Here is a 26,114-nt window from a genome sequence, read left to right as displayed (position 1 = left end):
TCAATGGGCCTGTTTGCGCTGCCTATGCGCTAGCGGCCACTGCCCGCGGGGCCCATTCTCCCATTCCTCTTTTCGTTATGACTGCCGAACCGCTGACCCGTCCCGCCACTCCGGCCACGCCTACCCCAACCTCGCCTGAAGAAACGCCTACCGGCTTCTTCCGCCACTTCCACACGCCCCGCGTGGTGTTTGGGCAGGACATTACGCTGCGCCAGGTGCTATTTGCGCTGTTTCTGGTGTTCTGCCTCACGCCCTGGGCCTCGCCGCCGGTGGCGCTGGCCCTGGGGCTGGTGCTGGCCCAGACGGTGGGCAACCCCTTCACCAGCCACACCAAGGCTTTCACCCACAAGCTGCTGCAATTCTCGGTGATTGGATTGGGCTTTGGCATGAACGCCCACGCGGCGGTGCAGGCCGGCAAGGAGGGCATCCTATTCACGGTGGTGTCCATCTTCGGTACGCTCATCCTGGGCTACTTCGTGGGCAAGTGGATGGGGCTGGGGCGACACGTAGTGCATTTGATTTCGTGCGGCACCGCTATTTGCGGCGGCTCGGCCATTGCGGCCATCGGACCGGTGCTGCGGGCCAAGGACGAGGAAATGTCGGTGGGCCTGGGTACGGTGTTCGTGCTCAATGCGCTGGCGCTGTTCCTGTTCCCGCCCATCGGCCACGCGCTGGCCATGACGCAGAATCAATTCGGCCTGTGGTGCGCTATTGCCATTCACGACACCTCCTCGGTGGTGGGCGCGGCGGCGGCCTACGGCAACCAGGCACTGGAAGTGGCTACCACCGTGAAGCTGGCGCGGGCCCTGTGGATAATTCCGGTGGCCATCGGCACGGCCATGCTGTTCAAGCAGAAGGGCGTCAAAATCACCATTCCCTACTTCATCCTGGGCTTTATTCTGGCCATGCTCTTTAACACCTTCGTGCCGGCCTACGTGCCCGCCGCCGCGAAGCTGGGGCCGGTGATGACGCACTTGGCCAAAATCGGCCTCACGGTGACGCTGTTCTTCATCGGGGCGGGGCTGTCGGCCAAGGTGGTGAAGGCGGTGGGCGTGAAGCCCTTCGTGCTGGGCATTGTGCTGTGGGTGGTTATCTCGACGGCCTCGCTCTACGTAATTCTGCACGCGGCTTAAAGATGACCCGGCTGGCCGGCAGCGGCCGGTCCTTCCCCGCAACTTCTTATTGCTTGCTCAAGCTTTGGCACCGCCTGGTGGCGGTAGCCCAGTCTGGCCCTTACCCACCCTTATTACCCTGACGCCCCGATGGAAACGCCCCCACCACCCCGCCTACAGCCCGAAGACAAGCAGGTGCTGCTGAAAGTGACCGGCCTGCTCACCTGGCTCACGGGCCTGCTGGCGCTGGTGGTGGCCGTGACGGCCTACGGGCTGCTGGCCCCGCCGCCGCCCACTCCGGCCGTGGCCCGGCTGTCGGCCGATGCCTCGGGCAACCCCGGCACCCAGCCGCCCCGGTCGCAGCCGGGCAGCCCGCCCGACTTCTTCGCCCCGGCCCGCTTCCTGCTCGACAGCGTGCCGCAAACCCCCGAGGGCGAGCTGGTACGCTACGGCCACGAACTGATTGCCCACACGCCTGACTACCTGGGGCCGCAGGCGCGGCAGCCGCTGCTGCGCCTAGCCGGCAACAACCTGGCCTGCCAAAACTGCCACCTGCAAGCCGGTCAGAAAGCCTTTGCCGCGCCCTACGTGGGCATCTGGGGCATCTACCCCGCCTACAAGGGCCGCGAAAACGCCATCAGCACCCTCGAAGACCGCATCAACGGCTGCATGACGCGCAGCCTCAACGGCCGCCCGCTGCCGCTCGACGGCCGGGAGATGAAGGCGCTGGTGACGTACATGAAGTGGCTGGGCCGCCAGGTGCCGGTAGGGGAAAAGGTGCAGGGCCAAGGCTTCGTGAAGTTCACGATGCCCAACCGGGAGGCCGACCTGGGGCAGGGCAAACTCGTCTTTGCCCAGCAGTGCGCCAGCTGCCACGGGGCTGGCGGGCAGGGCCAGCGGGCCGGCCAGGGCGGGCAGTACCAATACCCGCCACTGTGGGGCCCCGACAGCTACAACGACGGGGCCGGCATGCACCGCCTGCAAACGGCGGCCCGCTTCCTCAAGGCCAACATGCCCTTCGGGGCGACGGCGGCGCACACCGTCCTCACTGATGCGCAGGCCTACGACGTGGCGGCTTACATTAACTCGATGCCACGGCCGCACATGGCCCACCTGGAACGGGATTACCCTAACCTCACCCAGAAGCCCATCGACTGCCCCTACCCGCCCTACGCCGACCAGCTCAGCCAGCACCAACACCAGTTCGGGCCGTACGCGGCCACGGGCCAGAAGGGCGGCGAGTAGCTCCCCGCGTTTTATCACCCTACTGCTCATATCCCATGAAAAATCTAGTGCTAACTGCCGCCCTCGCGGCCGGCCTCGCCCTACCGGGCCTTGCCCAATCTTCCACTGCCATGACCGACCAGCAAGCCTTTCAGCAAGGCACTTTCCACGGCGCCACGGCCGACCAGGCCCAGTACCACGTCATCTACCAGCTTGACAGCGACGACCCCAAGCTCATCCAGCAAACGCTGCGCAACATCGGCAACGCGCTGGAGGATACGCGGCTGAAAGGTAAGCTCACCGTGGAGCTCGTGGCCTTCGGCAACGGGGTAGCTGTTTTTCGCAAAGACCAGTCCTACGAGCCGCAGCTCACGGCCCTCAAGCAGAAAGGCGTCATTCTGGCCCAGTGTCTGAACACACTGAAAGAAAAGAAAATCAGCAAGGACGAGCTGCTGCCGCTCATTGCCTACGTGCCCAGCGGCAACGGGGAGCTGATTATCCGCCAGGCCCAGGGCTGGTCGCTGGTGCATCCGTAGTCCTACCCTTCACCCGCCCTACTTCCGCTGCCTATGAAATCCGCTTTCACCCCGCTGCTGGCGCTGCTGCTCGCCGCGCCGGCTGCCCTTTCGGCCCAGACCATGCCCACACCCAAGTCCGCCCCCGTTGAACCCGCCCACCGCTTCGACCCGCCCTGGAACGCGCCTTCGCAGGTGGGCGTGCCCTTCACCGTGCCCGGCATCGACAACGTGCCCGACCTCTACGGCGACATCGTCGACCCGCAGCTAGTGGTATTCTTCGGCGGCAACCAGTTCATGGTGCTTGATGACCTGCTGAAGGAATTTCGCAAAGCCTACCCGCAGTACCAGCGCATTTTCGTGGAGACGCTGCCGCCCGGCATCCTGGCTGAGCAGATAAAGCAGGGCAGCCTGGTGGTGGGCAACCTGCGCATCGCGCTGAAGCCCGACGTGTACGCGGCCGGCAAAAACCGCATGGACCAGACCCCGGAGTGGTTTGTCCGCACCAGCAGCTACGCCCAGAACCGGCTGGCCATTCTGGTGCGCAAGGGCAACCCGAAGAAAGTGACCAGCCTGCGCGACCTGGGCCGGCCCGAGGTGCGCGTGAGCATGCCCAATCCCGAATGGGAGGGCATCGGCAAGCGCATCGAGGAATCGTACGAGAAGGCCGGCGGCGCGGCCCTGAAAACGGCCGTGATGACGACCAAGGTGAAAGCTGGCACCACGTTCCTGACCCAGATTCACCACCGCCAGTCGCCGCTACGGGTGCTCTACGACCAGTCGGATGCCGCCCCGGTATGGTACACGGAGGCCTACTACCAGCAGCTGCTGGGCCACCCGACCGAGACCGTGGCCATTCCCGACAGGGAAAACATCACGGCCAACTACGTGGTCGGGGTGATGAAAGCCGCGCCCCACACCAAAGCCGCTGAAGACTTCGTGGCCTTCCTGAGCAGCCCCGCCGGGCAGGCTGTGTACCAGAAATACGGCTTCCTGCCGCCGGCTAAGTAACCCCTTGTTACCCATGAAAACATCCCCGCTCACCCGGCTCCGCCGCTTCGCCTTGCTACTGATGTCCCCCGCTCTGCTCGCGGCCGCGCCCGCCGCCGCCCAAACCCTGCACGTGTACGGCCCCGGCGGTCCGGCCACGGCCATGAAGGAGTGCGCCGCCGCCTTCACCCAGCAAACCGGCCTGGCCGTGGAAGTCACGGCCGGCCCCGAGCCCAAGTGGTTCGAGCAGGCCCGGCAGGATGCTGACCTGGTGTACGGCGGGGCCGAATACATGCTCACCCAGACGGCGCTGGCCCACCCCGGCTTTCTGGACGAAGCCAGCCGCGCCAGCCTCTACGCCCGCGCGTCGGCGGTGCTGGTGCGCCCCGGCAACCCCTTGCACGTCAAGCGCCTCGAAGACCTGGCCCGGCCCGGCGTGCGCCTGCTCGACGTGAACGGGGCCGGCCAGATGGGCATGACCGAGGACATGGCCCGCACCCCGGCCCTCATCAGCAACCTGCAACACAACACCAAAACCTCGGTCAAAACCAGCGCCGAGGCCGTGGACCTCTGGCAGCAAAAGCCCCAGGACTACGACGCCTGGATTACCTACGCCTCCTGGCAGCCACGCCTGCCCGGCTCGCAGCTGGTGCGCCTGCCCCGCGGCCAGCGCGTGTACCGAGGCACACCCATTGCGTTGACCCAACGCACCACCCAGGCCGCCCCGGCCCGGCAGTTCGTGGCCTTTTTGCAGTCGGCCGAGGGCCACGCCATTTTCCGCCGCCACGGCTGGGAATAACGCTGCATGCTCCCGCCCGCGATGAAAGCCCCGCCTGTTTCGCTGCTCGACTTGCGCGTGTGCCCCACCGGGCGGCCCGCCGAGCCCCTGCGGATGCAGCGGCTAGAAGCGCTGGCGGCCCACGCGCCGGGCCAGACCCGCGCCCACCAGTTCTGGCTGCTGCTGTACGTGGCCGGGGGCACGGGTCGCGTGTGCCTGCCTACCCAGGCGCTGACGCTGCGCCCCGGCCGGCTGCTGCTGCTGCCACCGGGCACGGTACTGGCCTGGGACCTGGCCCCCACCTGCCGGGGCGAGGCCGTGTGCTTCGCGGCCGACTACTACCTGGCTCAGTTTGCCCGGCCAGGCCTGCCCACTGACCTGGTGCCGCATACCCGCGACCTGCCCCCGGCCGGCCGGGCCGAAGTGCGCCAGCTGCTCGCCCACCTGGCCCGCGCCCTGGCCGAGCCGGCCGGTGCCCCCGCCACGGCCCGCGCCTACCTGCACCTGCTGCTGACGCTGACCCTGGCGGCCTCCTCGTCCCCCGACGAATTGCTGGCCCCCGCGCCGTCCCTGGGCCGCCTGGCGCACTTCGGGCAGCTGCTCGACGCGCATTTCCGCACCCACAAAACGGTGCGGGCCTACGCCGCTTGGCTGCACCTGACGCCCGACCACCTCAACGCCCTGTGCCGCCGGCAGCTGGGCCACACGGCCCACCAGCTCATTCAGGCGCGGGTGCTGGCCGAGGCCCGGCACCTGCTGCGCCACGGGGCGCTGTCGGTGGCTGAGGTGGGCTACGCGCTGGGCTTCGACGATGCGTCCCACTTCGGGCGCTTCTTCCGCCGGCATCTGGGCTGCTCGCCCCGCGCCTACCAGCAAAACCCGGATTATGGCCGGCAAAACCCGGAAACTGGCCAGCAAACCATCTCCGCCGGCCGCTAAGTTTACCGTGGCCCGGTTGAGCCAACGCGCATGCTCCTCTTATTCCCGTATCCGATGTTACTTCCCTCCGCTTCCTCACCCGCTTCGGTCCCGGCCGGCGTGGCCACCACCGCCCACGTTGAGCCCCACGAAAAGCAGCACTGGCTGTTCAAGTACGTGTTCAGTCAGGACCACAAGATGATAGCCCGGCAGTTTTTGCTCACGGGCATGTTCTGGGCCTTTGTGGGTGGGGCGCTGTCCACGCTGTTTCGGCTGCAACTGGGCTGGCCCGAAGGGACAATGGAGTGGCTTAAACCACTGCTAGGCAAGTGGATTGAGGCGGGCAAGCTCAACCCCGAGTTCTACCTGGCGCTGGTAACCATGCACGGCACTATCATGCTATTTTTCGTGCTCACGGCAGGCCTCAGCGGTACCTTTTCCAACCTGCTCATTCCCCTGCAGATTGGCGCGCGCGACATGGCCTCGGGCTTCATGAACATGCTCTCCTACTGGTTCTTCTTCCTCTCAGGCACCATCATGCTCAGCTCGCTGTTTCTGGAAACCGGCCCAGCGGCGGCTGGCTGGACCGTCTACCCGCCGCTTTCGGCGCTACCGCAGGCCATCCCGGGCTCTGGTTTGGGGCAAACACTGTGGCTGGTGAGTATGGTGTTTTTTGTGGTGAGTACGCTGTTGGGTAGCGTCAACTACATCACCACGGTGCTGAATCTACGCACGCGGGGTATGAGCATGACTAAGTTGCCGCTCACGGTGTGGGCGCTGTTCATCACGGCTATTCTGGGGTTGCTTACGTTTCCGGTACTGCTCTCGGCGCTATTGCTGCTGGTGTTCGACCGCAGCTTCGGCACCAGCTTTTTTCTGTCCGACATCTATATTGCCGGGCAGGCGCTGCCCAACACGGGTGGCTCACCTATTCTCTACCAACACCTGTTCTGGTTTCTGGGCCACCCCGAGGTCTATATTGTTATCATGCCGGGCATGGGTATGGTGTCGGAGATTATGGCTACCAATGCCCGCAAGCCCATTTTCGGCTACCGCGCCATGATTGGTTCGCTGTGTGCCATTCTGCTGCTGTCGTTTGTAGTGTGGGGGCACCACATGTTTGTCACGGGCATGAATCCGTTTCTGGGCTCGGTGTTCATGTTCCTGACGCTGATTATTGCGGTACCCTCGGCGGTGAAAACATTTAACTGGCTGGCGACACTCTGGCGGGGCAACATCCGCTTTACTACGGCCATGCTCTTCAGCATCGGGTTTGTATCGCTGTTTGTGGCCGGTGGCCTCACGGGCATCGTGTTGGGCAACGCGGCCCTGGATATTCAGTTGCACAACACCTACTTCGTTATTGCTCACTTTCACCTGGTGATGGGCTCGGCGGCGTTTTTCGGCATGTTCGCGGGCGTGTACCACTGGTTTCCGAAGATGTTCGGGCGCATGCTCGACGAGAAGTTGGGCTACGTGCACTTCTGGCTCACGTTCGTGTGCATCTACCTCATCTTCATGCCCATGCACTACCTGGGCATTGCCGGCTTTCCGCGCCGCTACTATTCGTGGACGGCCTTCGACTCGTTCTCGCAGTTTGCTGATTTAAATAGGTTTATCAGCGTGTTTGCCATTTTGATCTTTCTGGCCCAGTTCGTTTTCCTGTTCAACTTCTTCTACAGTATGTGGCGGGGCCGCCGCGCCACCCAGAACCCGTGGAACTCGACCACGCTGGAGTGGACCACGCCCGTGGACACGCCCCACGGCAACTGGCCGGGCGAGGTGCCGGCCGTATACCGCTGGCCCTACGACTACAGCAAGCCCGGCGCCGCGGCCGACTTCATTCCGCAAACTGTGCCCTACTCGGCCACGCCGGAGTCGAACCTGCCGCAGGAACAGGTGCAGCAGGGACAGGCCAGTGGTGAGTGAGGTGGGGAAGTGATTTTAGGGCATGACCTCGCCTCCCAGCCCGCACTACACCGACGTCGCGGCCCGAAACCTGCGCCGCATCGAGTCGCTCAGCGACGGGGTGTTTTCCATCGCTATGACCCTACTCGTACTCAACCTGCGCGTGCCGGCCGCTGCCCTCGTGCGCACTGAGGCCGCCGTGGGGCCGGCCCTGCTACGGCTGCTGCCCGACCTGGGGGGCTACGTGCTGGGGTTCCTGTCGCTGGGCATCTTCTGGGTGTGCCAGAGTACGCAGTTCACCTACCTGGAACGCAGCGACCGGCGGCTGGCCTGGTGGCACATTTCCTTTTTGCTGGTGGTAGGGCTGTTGCCGTTTTCCACCGCTTTTCTAACCACGCACCTGCCCCTGCGCGGAGCCGTGCTGGTGTACTGGGCCAATTTGCTGCTGCCGGGGCTGGCGCTGCTGGGCAGCTACCGCTACGCCCAGCGCCAGGGCCTGTTGCGCCCTGCCGAGGCCGCCGTAAGCCGCGCCCTGGTGCGCCGCCTCGGGCTGATGCAGCTGCAATACGCGGCGGCCGTGGCCCTGTGCTTCGTGCACGTATACGCCGGGGTGGGCTTGCTGCTGCTGGTGCAGCTCAACTACGCCGTGGGGCTGGTGGCCAGCCGCTGGCTGGGCGACTGACCCAGCCCGAAACGCGCAGGCCGGTAGCGCGTAGTTAGCTGTAACCCCTACCTTTTATCTTATGCGCATCACCAAGTACATCCATTCCTGCCTGCTGTTCGAGCTGGATGGCCAGCAAATCCTCTTCGACCCCGGCAAGTTTTCTTTCAACGAAGGCCTTGTCAAGCCCGAGACTTTCAAGGACGTGTCCGTCGTCCTCATCACCCACGACCACCCCGACCACCTCGACGTGGAAGCGCTGCAGAAAATCGTGGCCCTGCGCCAGGCTGTCATCATTTCCAACCGCGAAGTGGCCGCCAAGCTGAAAGCGCATGGCCTGACCGTGCAAATCCACGAGGAAGGCCCGCTGGATGTGGGCGCGTTTCAGCTGCTGGCCATCCCAGTGCAGCACGAGGCTATTCTCGACAGCTCCTTGCCGCAGATGACCGCCTGGCTGGTAAATGGCCAGGTGCTGAACCCAGCCGACTCCTTTGCCCATAACCTGCTCCAATTCGCGGGCGTGGAGCTGCTGGTGCTGCCCGTTACCGCGCCCTTCCTGACGGAGCTGGTAGTGGCCGACTTTGCCCTGAAAATGCGCCCCAAGCAGATTCTGCCGGTGCACGACGGCTACCTCAAGCCCTTCTTCGTCGAGCAGCGCTACGACAACTACGAGCCGTTTTTTGCGAAGCACGGCATCGTATTTCATCGGCTGGCCGAACCGGGCGCTGCCATTATCCTCCCGTAGCCTACCCCTATCCCCACCAACCTACTCGCCCTTTCGGACCGGCTGGCCCTGCAACGCACCCGGCTGGCCAATGACCGCACCTGCTGATCTACGTGCGCATCCGCCTGGCGCTGGTGGGCTTCGGCCTCACGCTGCTACCGTTTCACCCCGAGCGGGGCGGGCGGCTGGGCTACTCGGCCCTGGCCGTGGCGGGCGTGGTGCTGGCGGTGGGGCTGCTGCGCTTTCGCGCCCACCGCTGCCAGCTGGCATCTTGCCAGGTGGCCACGGAATAACCATCGTACTAACTGACTACAAGTCTATTCCCTTCCTGCCCCCCGGCAGTGCCGTTGGGCACCGCCGGGGGCGTAGAAAAGCTGCCCGCATGAGATGTTATTGGACGATAACTTCCACGGCCCCGATTTTATTGACCATGTAGGTGCGGCGGTCGGGGTCGTGCTCGGTGGGCTGGGTGTGGCCGGCGCGGTCGGTGGCGCGGGCTTGCAGCGTGTGCCGGCCCGGCGCGGCGGGCGGCGTCCAGCGAAATTCCCACAGCCGCCAGGCAAAGGGCACGGATGCGTCGAGCAGGGTGGCGGCCTGCCAGGTGCGCCCGTTGTCGGTGCTGACCTCCACGCGGGTGACCTCGCTCTCGCCCGTCCAGGCGGCCCCGAATACGCGGTAGGGCTGGCCGGCCGGCACCACCTCGTGCAGGGCCGGGCGCGCAATTTCGGCCTTCACCTGCGTTTCCGTCACGGCCGTCAGCGTAGGCTGGCCGTGCTGGCGCTGCCAGTAGGCGTACTCCAGCGTCTGCCAGTAGCCCGCGAAGGGCTTGGCCGTAACCGTAATTTTGCTCAGCCACTTCACCGAGGCCATGCCGTACCAGCCCGGCACCACCAGCCGCACCGGAAACCCGTGCTCGGGCGGTAGCGGCTGGCCGTTCATAAGGTAGGCCACCAGCACCTCGGGCTGCCGGGCCTTGGCCAGCGGCAGGCTGCGGGCAAAGGCGATGGTGCCCGGCGATTTGGGCTCTTCGGTGACCTCGCCCTTATCGGCCCCTTCGCAGATAACCTCCACGGCCCCGGCGTTGAGGCCGGCCCGTTCCAGCAGCGCGGCCAGCGGCACGCCGGTCCATTCGGCATTGCCCACCGCTCCCTGCTCCCAGAGTAGCCCTTTTACCTTGGGGGCCAGCCGGGCGCGGCCGTTGCCAGCGCATTCCAGCGTGGCCGTCACGGTTTTAGCAGGCAGCTTACGCAGTTCGTCATAGCTGATGGTCAGCGCTTTTCGTACTTCGCCTTCAATGCGCAGCTGCCACGTGGCGGCGGTCAGTTGCGGAATGGGGAAGTGGCTGCGAATGTAGAAGCGGTTGTTAGACACCAGCCGCTCGTCCAGGGTCGGAAAGGGCAGTTCCAGGTTCAGGGGCTCTTTTTCGCGGGTGATGAGCCCCGGAAACGTACCCGGCCCCACCGGCAGCGCAGCCGGGTGCAGGGGCGACACCGGGTCGGCCTGGGCCCCGTAGGTGCTGGCCACGGCCAGCGCTGGCACCAGCCCCGTCAATACGGCGCGGCGGCTCATGCCCTTGCCGGGCTCGGAAGTAGTTTCGGCCATGGTTTCTAGTATTTGGGAAAGTAATGCCGCCGCGCTGTCAGCGGGGAAGCCCTGCTACTACTGCATGCGTCGCCAAAAAGTTGACCGCCTGCCTACCGGCTACCCCGCCAGCTGCGCCTGGATGGGGACGCCCGCCAGCAGCGTCTTGTGAATGGGGCACTGGTCGGCCACGCGGGCCAGGCGCTGGCGCTGCTCGTCGCTGAGCGCGCCCTGCAGGTGCAGCTGCACGTCCAGGCGGGTGATGACGTGCCTCGCATCACGCTCAAAGCTGACGGTGGCTTCCACGTGCTCCAGGGGCCACTGCTGGCGGCTGGCGTACATGCGCACCGTGATGCAGGTACAGGCGCTCAGGGCGGCGGCCAGCAGCTCGCCCGGCGAGGGGCCCAGGTCCTGGCCGCCCTGCGCGGCGGGCTCGTCGGCCACCAGTGTGTGGCCGCGCTCCAGGGTGAGGGCGGTACGATAGGGAGTGGCATCCAGGCGGCCGGAAACGGTAGGCATAAGCGAGAAAGAAGGAAAGTGGATATTGGGAAGACGCTAGAAAAACCTGCTGCCGCGCGCGCCGTTAAAAGCCCTACGCTTGTACACATGAAAGGTTGTTCATACATTTGCCCCACCTATGACTGCTCCTGCTGCCGCGCTGCCGATTGACCTGGGCCTCGACATCGAGAAGATGGAGAAAGTGGCGTTCATTCTCAAAACCACGGCCCATCCCACGCGCATCGGCATTGTGCAGTTGCTGGCGGCGCACGACAGCCTGTCGGTGACCGAAATCTGCGAGCGGCTGGGTGGCGCGGAGCAGTCGCTGACTTCGCACCACCTGGCCAGCATGAAGCTCAAGGGCCTGCTCAGCAGCTCGCGCCAGGGCAAGAACATCTACTACTCGCTCAAGATGCGCGAGGTCATTACCGTTATCCAGTGCCTGGCGGGCTGCACGGCCCTGTAAGCGGGGCTTTTTTTTACGTTCATGCATGAACGTTGCTTCATGTTTTCATATAACTCACCCCTTTTCCTCCCCGCTTCATGCTGCATTACCTGGGTTACTTCGCCGCCATTTTCATCGGGCTTTCGCTGGGCATCCTGGGCGGGGGCGGCTCCATCCTCACGGTGCCGGTGCTGGTGTACCTGATGGGGGTGAGCCCGGTGCTGAGCACGGCCTATTCGCTCTTCATCGTGGGCAGCACCTCGCTGGTAGGCGCGGCGGGCTATTTCCGCAAGGGGCTGGTGGCCTTGCCCACGGCGCTGGTTTTCCTGGGTCCGTCGCTGCTGGCGGTGTTTCTGACCCGCAAAGTGCTGGTGCCGGCCCTTCCGCACGAGCTGTTCACCATTGGCAGCCTGGTGTTCACCAAGGACTTGCTGGTGCTGGTGGCCTTTGCCGTGCTGATGGTGGCGGCGGCTACCTCCATGATTCGCAGCGGCCGGCCCGACGCGGCGGCCGACGAGCCGCTGGGCAAAACCAACTACCCGCTGGTGCTCACCATCGGGGCGGTGGTGGGGCTGCTCACGGGCTTTGTGGGCGCGGGCGGCGGCTTTCTCATCATCCCGGCGCTGGTGCTCTTTGCGCGCCTGCCCATGAAGCTGGCCGTGGGTACCTCGCTGGCCATCATTGCCCTGAACTCGCTCATCGGCTTCTCGGGCGATTTGAGCACCGGCCGGGCCATGGATTGGTCGTTTCTGCTGGGCTTTCTGGCCTTTGCCCTGGGCGGCATCGTGCTGGGCACCTACTTGGCCCGCTTCATTCCGGGAGCCAGCCTCAAGCCGGCCTTTGGCTGGTTCACCCTGGCCATGGGCGCTTTCATTCTGACTAAAGAGCTGCTGTTTCACCACGCGTAGCCTAACCGCTTTTCTTGCTCAATCCCACTCATTTTCCCTCCGAGTTCCATGCAAATCGAGCAGTTTGAAGACAAGGGCCTGGCCCACTTCTCCTACGCCATCCTCAGCGACTGCGCCAAGGAAATCGTGCTGGTGGACCCCGCCCGCGACCCCCAGCCGTACTACGACTTCGCCAAAGCAAACGACGCCACCATCGTGTGCGTGCTGGAAACCCACCCCCACGCCGACTTCGTGTCCTCGCACCTGGAAATCGCGCAGCACACCGGGGCCGTCATTCGCGTGAGCAAGCTGCTGGGGGCCGAGTATGCCCACGAGGCCTTCGACGAGGGCGACTCCTTCGCGGTGGGTAAGCTCACCTTCCGGGCGCTGAACACGCCTGGCCACTCGCCCGACTCGGTGAGCACCGTGCTCAGCCGTGAGGGCCGGGACGTGGCCGTGTTCACGGGCGACACGCTGCTCATCGGCGACGTGGGCCGGCCCGACCTGCGCGAAAAGGCGGGCAATATGACCGCCAAGCGCGAAGAACTGGCTAAACAGATGTACCTCTCGACCCGCGAGAAGCTGATGACGCTGGCCGACGACGTGCTGGTGTACCCCGCCCACGGCGCGGGCTCGCTCTGCAGCAAGGCCACCAGCACGGCCAGCAGCAGCACCATCGGGGCCGAGAAAAATGGCAACTACGCCCTGCGGCCCCAATCAGAGGAAGACTTTGTGCAGGAGCTGCTGGCCGACCAGCCTTTCATCCCCAAGTACTTCGGCTACGACGTGGACCTGAATAAAGCCGGGGCCCCCGACTTCGCTCCCGGCGTGGCCCGGGTGCCGCGCCTGGCGGCAAACGAGGCCCTGGCTGCCGGCGTGGTCATCGTCGACACGCGCCCCGAGGCGGAGTTCAAGCGCGGGCACCTGCCCGAGGCGATTAACATTCAGCAGGGCGGCAAATTTGAAACCTGGCTGGGCTCCATCGTGGGGCCGACGGAGCGGTTTTATCTGCTGGCGGCCGACGAGGCGGTGCTGGAAGACGTGATGCGCAAAACCGCCAAAATCGGCTACGAGCCCCTGATTCAGGGCGCGCGGGTAGGCTCGCCGGGCCACGAGGAAACGATGCCGGCGCTGGACGTGGAAGCCTTCCGCGCCCACCCCGAAAACTACACCATCGTGGACATCCGCAATGCCTCGGAGCACGCCCACGAGCCGCTGTTTGCCGATGCGCTGAGCATTCCGCTGCCGGAATTGCGCGAGCGGGCCGGCGAGATACCGACCGACAAGCCCGTGGTGGTGCACTGCGCCGGCGGCTACCGCTCGGCGGCGGGCAGCAGCATCGTGGCTCCCGCCCTGCCGGGCACGCCGGTCTTCGACCTCGGCGAGGCCGTGAAAACCTTCCCCGTGCTGGCCGGCGAAGCCGCCTACGCCTAAGCGGGCCGCGTACTTTGCTCATCTTCTCACACTTCCCGTTTCCCATCCCATGTCAACGCCCGAAAACACCCCCCAGCCCGGCTACTATAACCTGACCCCGGCCCAGTTTTCCACCGAAATCCGGCAGCCCGGCGCGGTGCTGCTGGACGTGCGCCGGCCCGATGAGTTTGCCCAGGGTCATCTGCCCGACGCGGTCAACATCGAGGTAACCGCGCCCGACTTTGCCCAGCGCGTGGCCGCCCTCGACAAGGCGGCCCCCACCTACGTGTATTGCCGCAGCGGCGCGCGCTCGGCCAAAGCCGCCGAGCAACTGGCGCAGGCCGGTTTCACGCACGTTACTAATATGCTGGGTGGTGTGCTCGACTGGCCCGAGCCGCTGACTATGCGCTAGCCCGCCGGCCGCCTACTGTTTTTCTTGTGTGCCCCGCTCCGCTAAGCGGGCGGGGCATCTATTACCGCTTGATTTATGCTCGAACTTCTGCAACATCCCTGGCCCTGGTACGTGGCCGGCCCCCTCATCGGCCTCACGGTGCCGGCCCTGTTGCTCGTGGGCAATAAGGCACTGGGCATCAGCTCCTCGCTGCGCCACATCTGCGCCGCCTGCGTGCCGGCCGGCATCCCTTTCCTGCAGTATAACTGGCGGGCCGAAATCTGGAACCTGGTGTTCGTGCTTGGCATTGCCCTGGGCGGCTTCATCGGCTACCGCCTGATGGGCCACCCCGATGTGGTAAATATCTCGGCCGCAACGGTGCGCGACCTGAAGGCGCAGCTGCACCTGACCGATTTCACCGGCCTGCTGCCGCGCGAGCTGTTCGCCCTCGACAACCTGGCCAACTGGAAGGGCTGGGTGTTCCTGGTGCTGGGCGGCTTTCTGGTGGGCTTTGGCACGCGCTACGCGGGCGGCTGCACCTCGGGCCACGCTATTTCGGGCCTTTCCAACCTGCAATGGGTGTCGCTGGTGGCCGTCATTGGCTTTTTTGCCGGTGGTCTGCTCATGACCTGGGTAATTTATCCCCTCTTGTTCAGCTAATCCGTTTTACTGCCATGAGCTACTTGAAATACCTGGTGCTAGGCACCTTGTTCGGCATCATCCTCACCAAAAGCGAAGTCGTCAGCTGGTTTCGGATTCAGGAGATGTTTCGCTTCCAGAGCTTCCACATGTACGGGGTCATCGGCTCGGCCGTAGTGGTGGGCATGGTGTCGCTTCAGCTCATCAAGCGCAACCACCTGCGCACCCTCAGCGGCGAGCCCATCGTCATTGCTGATAAGAAGTACAACCACGGCGTCTGGATTGGGGGGCTGCTGTTCGGCTTCGGCTGGGCTCTGACCGGGGCCTGCCCCGGCCCGCTATTCGCGCAACTGGGCAGTGGCATCGGCGCGGCGGCGGTGATGATTCTGGCGGCGCTGGCCGGCACCTGGACCTACAGCGCCCTGCGCGACAAACTGCCCGCATAGGCAGGCAATTCCTTTCACCGTACCCGGCGGCTTCCTAGTGGCAAGCCTGATGGATACCGAGCGGGAGCTGAGGCGGCACCTGCAGCTGACTTACCGCACCAGCGAGCAGCGGGAGGCCGACCCTGCTGGCCCTCCCGTGGCCGAGGCCCTGTAGGTTGCCGATTTGCTGGCCGTGCCGGTGCCACCCGTACAGGCGGCCACCCTGATTGATGCACGGACGAGTCAGCCGGGAGAATAGCATAGCAAGTAGCTTGCTTCAGGGGCGATATGGCGAATTAATCTCAAATAATGACGTAAATTCGCATAATAATCGAATAAAATTAACACTTCGCCACTAAGCGGACTTCTTAATGCAAAAAAATGCGCACTGGCCGCTGCTGATATTTGGTACGTCGGACCCGGTGCTGAACCGGCGGATTCGGGCGGCCCGGCAGCGGGGCGAACTCCGCGAAGTGGCCTCACGCCTGTACTCGCCGGACCTGACCACCCCGCCGGAGGTGCTGATTCGGAAACACTGGCTGCCGATTGTACAGTACTTGTTTCCGGGCGCTATCATCAGTCATCGCTCCCAGCTGGAAGGCCAACCCACGGCCGAGGGGCACCTGTTCCTGACCTACAAGTACACCCGCAACGTGGAGCTGCCCGGCCTGACCGTGCACCTGCTGGAAGGCCCCGCCGCGCTGCCCAGCGACGCACCCTTCGGCGACGGCAGCCTGCTGTTCGCTTCCGAAGCCCGGGGCCTGCTGGAAAACCTGCAGCCGGCTCGTGTGCGCCAAGGCGGCGTGAGCAAAAGCCTGCCCCTGGAGACGGTGGAGGAGCGGCTGGAAATGGTGCTGCGCATCCGGGGGGAGGCTGGCCTAAACGCGCTGCGCGACCAAGCCCGGGAGGTGGCGACGGCGCTGGCGTGGCATACAGAACTGGTCCAGCTACAGCGCATCGTCGGGGCGCTGCTTACTACGCAGTCCAGCAAAATATTGACTTCGTCCGTGGCCCGGGCGCGGGCGCTGGGCCTGCCCTTCGATGCCGGCCGGGTCGCCTTATTCACCACCCTGCTGAGTGCCCTGCAAGCCACGGTGTTGCCCGAGCGGGCCGACCCAGCGCCCGTGGCCCCCGCCTACTACACGGTGGCCTTCTTTGAGGCGTATTTTTCCAACTTCATCGAGGGTACGGAGTTTCAGGTAGACGAGGCCCACCGAATGGTGGAAACCGGCCAGGAAGTGGGCGGCCGGCACGCCGATTCGCACGACGTGCTGAGCACCTACCAACTCTGCAGCAATGTGGCCGAGATGCGCCTTATCCCGCGCTCCGCTGAGGAACTGCTGGCTATTCTGCAGCGCCGGCACGCCCAGCTGATGCGGGCCCGCCCGGACAAGCGCCCCGGTCAGTGGAAGGAATACGCCAACCAAGCCGGCCTGACCAGCTTCGTGGACCCCGACCTAGTGCGCGGCACCCTGCACGAGGGCTTTAAGCTCTACCAGCACCTGCGCGCGCCGCTGGCGCGGGCCATGTTCATGATGTTTCTCATCAGTGAGGTGCACCCATTTGACGATGGCAACGGCCGCCTGGCGCGTCTGATGATGAACGCCGAACTGGTCAGTGCCGGCCAGTGCCGCATCATTGTCAGCACCCACGCCCGCGAAGGCTACCTGGACGCGCTACGCCGCCTGAGCCGACAAAACGACCCCAGCTTGTATATCCGCATGCTGAGTGGGGCCCAGCAGTTTGTGGCTACTTTGCGGCCCGACGCCTACGAGGCAGTGAAGCAGCAGCTGGAAGCCCAGCATGCTTTCACCGAAGTGTCTTCCCAGTTGCGCTGGTGATGCAAGTGAGCTAAAAAGTCTCCGGGATGGTAATCAGGATACGAAAGGGTAGACCGGGTCAGCGGATTTGCCATTGCCTGCGGTTAGGCAAGGCCTGCTCAGACAGGCCAAGCTTATAAGTGGTTAAGGGATTCAGGCTAGTTTTTAATTTGGTGGCTAGCATGACTTTACCCAGTCCTTCCAGCAAGGCTCCTAGCAGGGCGCGCGTTGCCGGGTTGTAGCGCTGCGCTGAGCGGATTAGGACGGCCCGCTCAGCCAGCGGCAGTTGCTTTACCTGCGCGAGCAGCTGCGGCGGGCCGCGGCCGGCGAAGTGTAGGGCAGGCGCTTAATCTGGAGCAGCGCATCGAGCAGTTGGCACAGTGGTACTTCACTCAGCTTTACTTCGTTCCGATTTCGCACGAACCGTACCCACATGTTGCCGACCTGTCTGGGGCGTCCCGGGCGTGTGGTGGCAATGGTGATTTCATGAGCTACCTGCGTCGTCAGGCCCAGATGGTTGAATGCGGCTACCCCGGTCGGGTAACCTCGTAGTTTCTCATCTGGGGCCTGCAGCAAAATCTGCAGCGCCTGCTGTTCGGAAACGGGGACCGGGCCAAACCGGCTTTGCAGGGGCAGGCGATACGTGCCCTTGGTCACTTGCTGTACCAGCCCTTGCTGGCGCAGCCGGCTCAGATTGACGGCGACTGTGCCCGGCGCAATGCCCAGATTGGCAGAGTCGCTGTAGCACACGAGCGAGCCCGGCTCCAGCTTTTGCAAGCGGTTGAGCATCTTCTGGCAGGCAGTCAGCGGCTGAAATGATTCTTCCATGATTTGCAGTTGCAAAGTTTGTCGAGTGTAAAGTTTTCCTACTGCAAAACATTGCAAATTGTCAGCCGTTTCCCTTGCTATTACGCTACCAAGGATATGTAGAAAATTGAATCCGTGGGGCCGAAACCAGACCGGGATAATTGGCTTATGATGGGCTCACGCCGAGCTATCACCACGAGGTAATTCGTTGAATGGGCGCAGTGAGAGGCATTTTGTCAGCAGTTGAATGGGCTCATGATGGGCTCAGGTAATCAGGAAACCTAGAAATCTCCACCGCCCACTGGGTGGGCTTGGGTAAGCAGATAAAAGAAATCTTCTTTCGTTACTCCACTGCGAATAGTGCAGCCCGTCCTTGCTGGTTATCCCTCCCCCACCTACCTGGGCGAAGCTGGCCGGTACATCCACCTGGCCCAGACAAGAAGTAATGGTGATAAAATGGCTGCTCTGGATATTCTCCTGCGCCAGCTTAATAGCCTAGTCAGGGGTGAGGCAGGTGGGGTGGCTCATGGCGGAAAACGAAACAAGCGGGAGAAAAAAGCTAAGCGTAGGCGCGTTGACTGTGGGCCAGCTGCGCCACATCGGCGGTGGCCCGCGCAGCACGGCGGGCCTGACCAACCTGCCGAATCATGCCGGCAATGACTTCGGCCGGGCTGGTACCCTCGGCTGTCAGGCTGCCTGCGCCGATTTTTGAGGTGGTCTAGCTAAGCCGAACACTTTTCGGACATGAGTTGGAGTTGGTTTTCAAAGTGGTTGGGTGAATGGTACGCGAGGGCGGAGTGGCGCCGCTCGGCGTTGTAGTAGGCAATGTAATGGCTCAGCTCGAGGCGGGCTTCTTCCAAGCCAGGAAAGCTGCCGCCGTTGAGCAACTCGGTTTTGAGCCGGCTCCAGAAGGATTCGGCTTGCGCGTTGTCGTAGCAGTTGCCGCGCCGGCTCATGCTCTGCGTCGCGCCGTGGGCGGCCAGCAGGTCACGGAAGCGCGTGGCCGTGTATTGGCTGCCTTGGTCCGAGTGTACGATCAGGCCCGCCGGCGGCTGGCGCACCACCAGGGCCCGGCGCAGGGCCTCGCTCACAAGGTCTTCGGGCATCGTTTCGCGCACGTCCCAGCCCACGACCTTGCGCGAACAGGCGTCCTGCCAGCTGGCCAGGTACAGCCAGCCGCCACCCTGCTTGGGCAAGCACGTAATGTCGCCCACCCACACGCGGTTGGGAGCCGTAGGGCGCGGCTGGCCCCGCAAACGGTTGGGCGCCACGCGCCGGCCGTGGCCCGAATCGGTGGTGCGCGGCACGAACGAGCGGGGTTGCTGGGCCCGCAGCCCGTGGGCGGCCAGCACGCGCCGGATGCGCCCGCGGCCGACGCGGTGGCCTTCCGCGTGCACCTCGGCCCGCAGGCGCCGCGTGCCGTAGCGCCGGGCGTGGCGCTGAAACGCCCGTACGATGGCCCGCTCCCAGGCAGGCGCCGGCTGCTGGCGCCGCTTGCGCCAGGCGTAGTAGCTACTCGGGGCTACTTGCAGCACCCGGCACAGCGTGCGCACGGGCACCTGCGTGCAGTGCCGCTCGATGAAGTGGTAGCGGCTCACGGCGTCTCCCGGCTGAAGATGGCCAAGGCTTTTTGAGGTGGTCTAGCTGAAGCGGACAGGAAGAAGTCTTACCTTCCCTGTCCATGTCCGAGAAGAAATCAACTGACGACCAGCCCGTCCCGCGCAAGAAATACACGCCCGCTTTCAAGGCCGAGTGCGTGCGTCAGGTTGCTGCCGGCGCCAAACAATCCGACGTAGCCCGCGCCCAAGGTATCTCCCCCGCGCTGCTGGGGCGCTGGCAGCGCGCTGCGCTGGAGCAGGCTGTGCCCAGCAGTGCCGAGCGCGAAGAAATCAAACGTCTGCGCGCCGAGCTGAAGCGCGTGGAAACCGAGCGCGACATTTTAAAAAAAGCGGTGACCATCTTTGCACAGCCTCAGCCGTGAGCAAGTACTTGTTTATCAGAGCAGAGGCCGCAACCTGGTCGGTCAGCGACCTGTGTCGGGTGCTAGGCGTGAGCCGGAGCGGCTACTACCAATGGCGGGCAGCGGAGCCGCCACCGACGCCGGCCTGGCAGCCAGCGGCCCAACAGGCGTTTACGCGCCATGCCGGGCGCTACGGCACCCGTCGCCTGCGCGCCGAGTTGCATGCCCAAGGCCATCGGGTGGGCCGCTACGCGCTGCGCAGTTGGTTGCGGGCCAATGGGCAGCGGGCCCTGAGCACCCGGCCCCAGCGGCCGCGCACCACGCAAGCCGACCCGGCTGCGGTCGTGGCCGAGAATCGGCTGCTGGGCCAACCCGCGCCCACACGGCCCAACCACGTGTGGGTCGGAGACATCACCTACCTGCCGCTGGTGGGCGGGCGCTGGTGCTACCTGGCCACGTGGCGCGATGCCTGCTCCCGACGCGTGGTGGGCTGGCACTTGGCTGCACAAATGCCGACCGAGTTGGTGCTCACGGCCTTGGAGCAGGCGCTGACGCTACGCCAGCCCGCGCCGGGGCTTATCATCCACGCCGACCGCGGTAGCCAGTACACCAGCGGGGCCTGTCGCCAGCGCATTGCTGACGCCGGGGCGCTGGCCAGCTACGCCCGGCCGGGCAACCCCTACGACAATGCCCAGGCCGAGGCCGGCTGGAGTACCCTGAAGACCGAGTTGCTGCCCCACGGCGGCGCGTTTGCTAATCTGGAAGAGGCGCGACTGGAAATCGCCTACTACCTCGACACGTACTTCAACCTCGACCGCCGCCACTCCGCCCTGGGCTACCGCTCGCCCCACCAGTTTGAAACCGACCTCTTGAATTACCTACCTTAGCTGCCTGTCCGCTCCAGCTAGACCACCCCAGTACCACACGTTTAACCGAAGCCATGGGTGTGAGTATCGGGGGTGGATACGCTAAGTACTCTCCATAATATAGACTTTGAGGCATGTTTTTTGGCCTAACAGAAAACGTGGCCAGAAGATAAGCAAACAGCATACGACGCAGTCCACGTTTTCTAACCTGCAAACCCCTTCGCTTGCATTCCTTGTATGAAGATTCTATCCCCCCACCACATTAGTGGGGAGCTGCTCGAACTCATTCATTCTGCCCAGAAGTATCTCGTCTTAGTTTCTCCCTACGTGCGCTTAGGCCAGTGGCAGCAGTTAGCCACCGCCTTGACCACGGCGCAGCGCCGTGGCGTGCGCATTGAGGCCTTCGTGCGCCTTGATGCTGACAATGCCAGCAGTTGGGAGGAGCTCGAAGCCTTGGGGATCCGGCCCCGCCTCATTCCCAACCTGCACGCCAAGTTCTATTTCAATGAAACGGGCGGCGTGATCTCGTCGCTGAACTTACTAAGCAGCTCGAACGCGCAGGCTTTAGAGATTGGCTGCAAACTTGAAACCGAGGCCGAGCTGCGCGAACTGCAAGACTATATCAAGCGCTACCTGGTACCACTCGAACAAACCAATCGACCCAGTGAGGATGATCTCTACCTAAGCAAGGAAAAGTTTAGCGTGGTGCTGGAAAACTATATTCGGCAGTGTACCCAGTCGAAAGCGCGGGTCACCTATCAGCACAACGCCTTTGAAATTCGGGCCCTAGACAATCGCTTCTTTCTCGAACTCGATAAGGGAGCCAACCGCTTACGGGTCATTGCCATTTACTCGCAAGACGAGCAAGAGGAGTACCAGCGCAATGGCCCGCACTTCTATCCCAATTCCTGCTTCGCCTACGAGTTTACCCCAGCTAGCGGGAGGAACTATGCCACCCTAACAGGCGAGTATGGGACACGCTTGTCTACCACGTACTTAGATAACTTGCGGGTGCCGGAAAAAAAAGCAATTCTCGAGGCATTAGTCCAGTTTATTCAAAACACGGGTACACTTAAAGAGGCCGTCTATGCCCCAAAACGCGCCGCCAACGTGGCCCGCAAGCAAGCGTGGGAGGCCGAACTCGCCGTTCGCGCGGCGGCCCGCGCGGCGGAAGCGCAAAAGTCCGTGACCGTAGCCGTAGAATAAGGTCCGGTTAGCCGGACTGCCAAGCACATACAGTAGGGAAGGCTCTACAACCAGCTACGAATGCTGCGCCAAGAGATCGAGCATCTTGAGGTGTTGTGAGAATAACGAACTGAAGAAATATACATCCCTGTTCTGTCCGTCATTTCCAGAACACCATACATAGCCTAGTATTTAGATTATGTATTCGGCCGGTCAGAGTGTATTACCCCATTGCGAGTGGCATTCAGTGATAGCACTGATGTAGTATGCTTACGGGCTGAGTACTCTTGTGGGCTATCAATAATAACCCAAAGCTATGCACATAACAATGAAGGGCATTGTGTTACTCGGCTTCGCACTAGTGCAATTACCTGCTTACGCTCAGACCCAAGAAGAATACCGTAAAAAATATCGGATAGTGAAGACCAGCTTTGCGTCTAACAAAACGCCACCGATACGAATACTGAAGCAGGATACGTTGATTAGCCTTCACACACTACTGACGCCTGTAAGCGTTGCTCCTACAGCACCGGCTACTATTGAGACACTGACCTCTACAATAACAGTGGAAACCGGCACGATAACACTTGAGCCGACAGTAAATCCCAAGAGTATAAGAATTGCTAGCGGGGCAACTCTGAGAGAGAAAAGTCAGACTCGGCTACTTAAAGTGGTTCCCACCACATTTAAGGAGTTGCAATCAGCTGAAAACCCTCTTTCTAGTGCTGTCAAAACTTATTATTCAGGTATCCTGCAAAAGAGGTATCCAATCGGCAGTGTTGTCACTTATACAGTTGAGCGAAAGCTGCCAGCAGGTAAAGTGATGGTGGAAGAAAAAATTACGGTTACTAAGGATTACCTAGATGGGATTGCTATTGACGTAGTCACAGTTGGTGACGCTGATAAATTGCCAAATGGAGGATTTGTCAAGTTCGACGAAGATAAAGTATGGGTCAATCCAAACCTAAGGGGTGGAAAAGACTCTGAGCTACATTATTACCAATTAAAGAACCGGCGTCCAATAAGTCTTAGATCTGTAAATTTCTCTCTTACAGCTCTCACAATGCCTGTAAAATATCGGTTCAGTGGGGAACGAAAGAATGGCAAATCATTCGCCGAAGACTTTTCCAGCGCCATCAACGTAAACGTATTTTGGGGAGTATCACTTAATAGAACCTCATTTCAGTACCGTGAGAAGGTTGGCAATATCAGTAATAATCACAAGTTCACATTTGGCGCTATTGCTGGCGTATCAACAGTCACGCTGACAAAGTCTAATACGACAGCAGCTGATACGCCTATACTCGATGCTACTGAAATTACAAAAGGCTTGCTTTCAACTGGCGTTGGCGTTGCTTATTCCTTTAACAAGGCAACCGTTGGAGCATTCTTAGGTAGTGACTTTAGCATTGGAAAAGACGCAAAGAGGTGGGACTACAATGGCAAGCGGTGGCTGGGAATCGCCTTCGGCTATTCAATATTTTCCATCTAAAAGTGTTGTCTCGTCCTAAAATAGGTTGACCATCAATTTCAGTCAGATGGAACACTTGTTTTTGTTTCGCAAGCAGGCGCATGAGCTGAAAATGCGTCAGATGGTCGAGGAGATTAACTGCGGCCGCCACACGATTGAGTCGGCGATGAGCAAGTACCAGGTGCTCACCCGCTCGACCGTGACCAAGTGGCTGGAACGTGTCCGCCAGGAAGAGCAGGCTCGTACCCACGCCATGGAAGACAATCGAAAAAAGCCGCCCACCACGCTGGTCGAGCACGTGGTGCAGCATGCCGATGCGCTCACCGGACAGGTCAAGCAGTTGCAACAACAGCTCGAGCAAGCCGAGTTGCAGGTGCTCTACTACAAAAACGTGATCCGGGTGGCCGAGCAGGAGCTGGGCCTGAGCATCGAAAAAAAGTCCGCTACCAAGTAGTCCAGCTCTTGCGAGTAAGCTGTCCGCACTTTTGCCTGCGGCGGATCAGTGGCGTACTTGGGTTTAGTCGGCAGGCCTATTATCAGCACGAAATGCGGCAGTGGAGCAGCCAGGAGCGCGAGCAGTATGTGCTCGAGCAGGTGGCGAAGGTGCGCCAAGAGCATCCCCGCATTGGGGGGCGCAAGCTCTACAGCCTGTTGGAACAGGGCTTGCGCGAGCAAGGCATCAAGATGGGCCGGGATGCCCTATTCTCGCTGCTAGCGGCGCATAACTTACTGATTCGCAAGCGCCGCCGGAAAGCCTTGACGACCTTTTCCCGCCATCGCTTCCGCAAATACCCGAACCTGATCCGGGAGCTGACTCCGCTGCGACCGAACCAGGTTTGGGTGGCCGATATCACGTACTGGTTCACCCAGGCGGGCTGTCTGTACATCTCGCTGCTGACCGACGCCTACTCGCGGCGTATCATGGGCTTCGCCGTGGCCGAGACGCTAGCCACGGTGCACGCGCGCCGCGCTTTGGAGATGGCCCTGCAGCAAATCAGTAAACGGGCGGGGCGGGACTTAATTCACCACAGCGACCGCGGCATTCAGTATTGTAGTCAAGAATACTTAGAGGTCCTGGCTCCCTATCACATCCAGGTGAGCATGACGGAGAACTCTGATCCGCTGGAAAATGCCATCGCCGAGCGCGTCAACGGTATTCTCAAGCAAGAGTATCTGAGCCAGCAACCGGTTCATTCACTGGGAGAAGCGGCGCAACATCTCGAGCAAGCCGTCTTTCTCTACAACTATAAACGGCCGCATCTGAGCTGCGACATGCAGAGCCCCAACGAGGCCCACGGCAGTTGGGGGCCGTTGGAAAGACGATGGAAAAACTACTACAAACCACCCGTGCCAGTAAGCGCAAAATGAGCTATCTTAGGATTACCCAAAAAGCGGTCAACGCAGTGGCGGACTAACTTCAAACGGTCAACTTATTTCAGGACGACACAGCGCCCGAGTTCTGCAACAGCCACGGACGTTTTAGTGGCCCACCCGTCTGGGCTGCTTCGCGCCCCAAAAAGCTACCAAAGATTGTTTCATTCCCTGTTCTCACGAATCAACGGCTCGCGATCTTTGCGCTTCCTAACTTCTTGAGAAACCTAGCGATGCTTTTCGGGCGCTGCTTATCCGACCAGCAGCAGATCCGTCAGCCGCGTGGTATAGGCCGGGCTACGGTACTGGGCATTGCCCTGCCAGGGAGTGGGCTGGCCCGCAGCCGTTACTGCTGCCGCGGGCCGTACCGTGCCACGCCCGAAGCGCTGATTCAAGGCATCGACGCACGCCATCAACGGTTGGCGGCGGTCCTCTGTAACGGTAGGCGGGGCAGCTGCGGGCGTGAATAAGTCCAGTTGCTGCCCGCGGCCCGGCGGTTCCAGTCCGTCAAGCACCACACCGGCTTTCACGTAGCGACGGTCCGGCTCGTAAATCCGCTCCAGCAAGCGCCGCCCGTACGCAAGTAGCCGCAAGGTGTCATTGGTCGGTCCACTCGGCAAAGTCAGTGTGGCGGAACGAGTATAAGGCGGCGGAACCCGGGTATCGTAGCGGTCCTGGGTGAGAAAGACGGTGAGCAAGTGCGCCTGCTCTCTCTGGGCGCGGAGCTTTTCCGCTGCCCGGCTCAGGTACGTGCTCACCGCGCCCCACAGATCCTCCAGGGCCATGAGCCGCTGCCCAAAGCTGCGGGAGCACCTGATGCTCTGGCGGGCCAGCGTCCCGTCTTCGCTGGCCTGCAGGCCCTGGCAGGGCTGCCCGCACAGTTCCTGCACGACGCGCCAGCCCACCACGCCGCCCAAGTGTTTGCGGGCCCAGCCTTCCGAGACCTGACTTAGCTCCCACGCTGTGCCGATGCCATGGGCCGTGAGCAGTTGGGCATACTGGCGGCCGATACCCCACACGTCGGCCGCGGGCAGCACACGCAAGGCCCGCTCCCGGCGGCTATCGGTGTCGAGGCGTAGCACGCCCTGCAACTCAGGGTACTTCTTGGCCAGGCGGTTGGCCACCTTGGCCAGGGTCTTGGTCGGGGCCATGCCCACGCAGGTCGGGATGCCCGTGCAGGCCAGCACGTCGCGACGCAGGGCTTGGGCGCGGCTATCTAAGGTGCCGCACCAGGTCGTGAGCCCATGCAGGTCCAGGAAGGCCTCGTCGATGCTATAGACTTCCACGGCCGGCACCTGCTCGGCGAGGCGGGCCATCACGCGCCGGCTCATGTCGCCGTACAGGGCGTAGTTGGAACTGAGCGCGTGGCCCTGGTGGTAGCGCAGCAGTTCGCGCACCTGGAAGTAGGGCGCCCCCATGGCAATGCCCAGGGCCTTGGCCTCGGCGCTGCGGCTCACGACGTTATGGTCAGCCGGGGAATCGCTCCCCCGGCTGCCACTTCAGAACCGTGCGTGAGACTTTCACC

General features: G+C 62.6%; 27 protein-coding genes and 1 pseudogene. 23 read left to right on the top strand and 5 right to left on the bottom strand.

Annotation, left to right across the window (positions count from 1 at the left end):
- Positions 1-77 precede the first annotated feature (77 nt).
- From J4D97_RS16180 to J4D97_RS16135, 10 genes are all read left to right on the top strand, one after another.
- Positions 78-1,133 (top strand): YeiH family protein, encoded by a 1,056-nt coding sequence (locus tag J4D97_RS16180; protein ID WP_208308469.1) that lies wholly within the window; start codon positions 78-80, stop codon positions 1,131-1,133.
- A 129-nt stretch (positions 1,134-1,262) separates the two neighbouring features.
- Positions 1,263-2,357, top strand: a complete 1,095-nt coding sequence (locus tag J4D97_RS16175) for a c-type cytochrome (protein ID WP_208308468.1) — start codon at positions 1,263-1,265, stop codon at positions 2,355-2,357.
- A gap of 35 nt (positions 2,358-2,392) precedes the next feature.
- Entirely contained in the window at positions 2,393-2,872 is a 480-nt protein-coding gene (locus J4D97_RS16170) for a DsrE family protein (protein WP_208308467.1), read from the top strand.
- 33 nt (positions 2,873-2,905) lie between these two features.
- Entirely contained in the window at positions 2,906-3,862 is a 957-nt protein-coding gene (locus J4D97_RS16165; protein ID WP_208308466.1) for a molybdate ABC transporter substrate-binding protein, read from the top strand.
- A gap of 13 nt (positions 3,863-3,875) precedes the next feature.
- A complete protein-coding gene (locus J4D97_RS16160) occupies positions 3,876-4,640 on the top strand; it encodes a substrate-binding domain-containing protein (RefSeq protein WP_208308465.1) in 765 nt (254 codons plus the stop codon).
- Between the two features lie 6 nt (positions 4,641-4,646).
- Positions 4,647-5,558: an AraC family transcriptional regulator gene (locus tag J4D97_RS16155; protein WP_208308464.1), complete on the top strand. Its 912-nt coding sequence runs from the start codon at positions 4,647-4,649 to the stop codon at positions 5,556-5,558.
- Between the two features lie 54 nt (positions 5,559-5,612).
- On the top strand, positions 5,613-7,466 hold the full coding sequence (locus tag J4D97_RS16150; RefSeq protein WP_208308463.1) for a cytochrome c oxidase subunit I: 1,854 nt from the start codon (positions 5,613-5,615) through the stop codon (positions 7,464-7,466).
- A 22-nt stretch (positions 7,467-7,488) separates the two neighbouring features.
- A complete protein-coding gene (locus tag J4D97_RS16145) occupies positions 7,489-8,127 on the top strand; it encodes a TMEM175 family protein (RefSeq protein WP_208308462.1) in 639 nt (212 codons plus the stop codon).
- 61 nt (positions 8,128-8,188) lie between these two features.
- Positions 8,189-8,851, top strand: a complete 663-nt coding sequence (locus J4D97_RS16140) for an MBL fold metallo-hydrolase (RefSeq protein ID WP_208308461.1) — start codon at positions 8,189-8,191, stop codon at positions 8,849-8,851.
- 92 nt (positions 8,852-8,943) lie between these two features.
- Positions 8,944-9,123, top strand: coding sequence for a hypothetical protein (locus J4D97_RS16135; RefSeq protein WP_208308460.1), 180 nt, complete (start codon positions 8,944-8,946; stop codon positions 9,121-9,123).
- Positions 9,124-9,220: 97 nt separating this feature from the next.
- On the opposite strand, the gene J4D97_RS16130 is transcribed toward J4D97_RS16135, so the two are convergent.
- Positions 9,221-10,432, bottom strand: a complete 1,212-nt coding sequence (locus J4D97_RS16130) for a sulfite oxidase (protein ID WP_208308459.1) — start codon at positions 10,430-10,432, stop codon at positions 9,221-9,223.
- Between the two features lie 99 nt (positions 10,433-10,531).
- Complete coding sequence (locus J4D97_RS16125) at positions 10,532-10,930, bottom strand: OsmC family protein (RefSeq protein ID WP_208308458.1); 399 nt, start codon at positions 10,928-10,930, stop codon at positions 10,532-10,534.
- Between the two features lie 118 nt (positions 10,931-11,048).
- Between J4D97_RS16125 and J4D97_RS16120 the strand changes: the two genes are divergently transcribed.
- From J4D97_RS16120 to J4D97_RS16090, 7 genes are all read left to right on the top strand, one after another.
- Entirely contained in the window at positions 11,049-11,375 is a 327-nt protein-coding gene (locus J4D97_RS16120; RefSeq protein ID WP_243900360.1) for an ArsR/SmtB family transcription factor, read from the top strand.
- Between the two features lie 77 nt (positions 11,376-11,452).
- On the top strand, positions 11,453-12,262 hold the full coding sequence (locus J4D97_RS16115; protein WP_208308457.1) for a sulfite exporter TauE/SafE family protein: 810 nt from the start codon (positions 11,453-11,455) through the stop codon (positions 12,260-12,262).
- 48 nt (positions 12,263-12,310) lie between these two features.
- Positions 12,311-13,675, top strand: a complete 1,365-nt coding sequence (locus tag J4D97_RS16110) for an MBL fold metallo-hydrolase (protein WP_208308456.1) — start codon at positions 12,311-12,313, stop codon at positions 13,673-13,675.
- Between the two features lie 49 nt (positions 13,676-13,724).
- Positions 13,725-14,066, top strand: a complete 342-nt coding sequence (locus J4D97_RS16105) for a rhodanese-like domain-containing protein (RefSeq protein ID WP_208308455.1) — start codon at positions 13,725-13,727, stop codon at positions 14,064-14,066.
- 75 nt (positions 14,067-14,141) lie between these two features.
- Positions 14,142-14,705: a YeeE/YedE family protein gene (locus J4D97_RS16100; protein ID WP_208308454.1), complete on the top strand. Its 564-nt coding sequence runs from the start codon at positions 14,142-14,144 to the stop codon at positions 14,703-14,705.
- Positions 14,706-14,719: 14 nt separating this feature from the next.
- Positions 14,720-15,130, top strand: coding sequence for a DUF6691 family protein (locus J4D97_RS16095; protein ID WP_208308453.1), 411 nt, complete (start codon positions 14,720-14,722; stop codon positions 15,128-15,130).
- A 350-nt stretch (positions 15,131-15,480) separates the two neighbouring features.
- Positions 15,481-16,950: a Fic family protein gene (locus J4D97_RS16090; RefSeq protein ID WP_208308452.1), complete on the top strand. Its 1,470-nt coding sequence runs from the start codon at positions 15,481-15,483 to the stop codon at positions 16,948-16,950.
- A 270-nt stretch (positions 16,951-17,220) separates the two neighbouring features.
- Here the strand turns inward: J4D97_RS16090 and J4D97_RS16085 are convergent, their stop codons facing one another.
- Both J4D97_RS16085 and J4D97_RS16080 read right to left on the bottom strand, forming a co-directional pair.
- Positions 17,221-17,757 carry a DUF6088 family protein gene (locus tag J4D97_RS16085; RefSeq protein ID WP_208308451.1) on the bottom strand — a complete coding sequence of 179 codons (537 nt, stop codon included), beginning with the start codon at positions 17,755-17,757 and terminating at the stop codon, positions 17,221-17,223.
- A gap of 701 nt (positions 17,758-18,458) precedes the next feature.
- Complete coding sequence (locus tag J4D97_RS16080) at positions 18,459-19,334, bottom strand: IS3 family transposase (RefSeq protein ID WP_208308450.1); 876 nt, start codon at positions 19,332-19,334, stop codon at positions 18,459-18,461.
- 83 nt (positions 19,335-19,417) lie between these two features.
- On the opposite strand from J4D97_RS16080, the pseudogene J4D97_RS23580 reads away from it, so the two are divergent.
- From J4D97_RS23580 to J4D97_RS16060, 6 genes and pseudogenes are all read left to right on the top strand, one after another.
- A pseudogene (locus J4D97_RS23580) lies at positions 19,418-19,636 on the top strand (transposase); the annotation flags it as partial.
- Complete coding sequence (locus J4D97_RS16075) at positions 19,570-20,583, top strand: IS3 family transposase (RefSeq protein WP_243900362.1); 1,014 nt, start codon at positions 19,570-19,572, stop codon at positions 20,581-20,583. The pseudogene J4D97_RS23580 and the gene J4D97_RS16075, both read left to right, overlap by 67 nt.
- Before the next feature lie 216 nt (positions 20,584-20,799).
- Positions 20,800-21,768, top strand: coding sequence for a phospholipase D-like domain-containing protein (locus tag J4D97_RS16070; protein ID WP_208308448.1), 969 nt, complete (start codon positions 20,800-20,802; stop codon positions 21,766-21,768).
- Positions 21,769-22,075: 307 nt separating this feature from the next.
- On the top strand, positions 22,076-23,239 hold the full coding sequence (locus J4D97_RS16065) for a hypothetical protein (protein WP_208308447.1): 1,164 nt from the start codon (positions 22,076-22,078) through the stop codon (positions 23,237-23,239).
- A 46-nt stretch (positions 23,240-23,285) separates the two neighbouring features.
- Entirely contained in the window at positions 23,286-23,672 is a 387-nt protein-coding gene (locus J4D97_RS23575; protein WP_243900359.1) for a hypothetical protein, read from the top strand.
- 8 nt (positions 23,673-23,680) lie between these two features.
- Entirely contained in the window at positions 23,681-24,586 is a 906-nt protein-coding gene (locus J4D97_RS16060; RefSeq protein WP_243900358.1) for an IS3 family transposase, read from the top strand.
- Positions 24,587-24,840: 254 nt separating this feature from the next.
- On the opposite strand, the gene J4D97_RS16055 is transcribed toward J4D97_RS16060, so the two are convergent.
- Entirely contained in the window at positions 24,841-26,046 is a 1,206-nt protein-coding gene (locus J4D97_RS16055) for a Y-family DNA polymerase (RefSeq protein WP_347879355.1), read from the bottom strand.
- Positions 26,047-26,114 lie beyond the last annotated feature (68 nt).

The sequence above is a fragment of the Hymenobacter defluvii genome, from assembly GCF_017589435.1.
GTDB classification, from domain to species: Bacteria; Bacteroidota; Bacteroidia; order Cytophagales; family Hymenobacteraceae; genus Hymenobacter; species Hymenobacter profundi.
The sequence above is the reverse complement of the archived record's forward strand: the minus strand, read 5'-3'. Positions and strand labels throughout refer to the sequence as shown.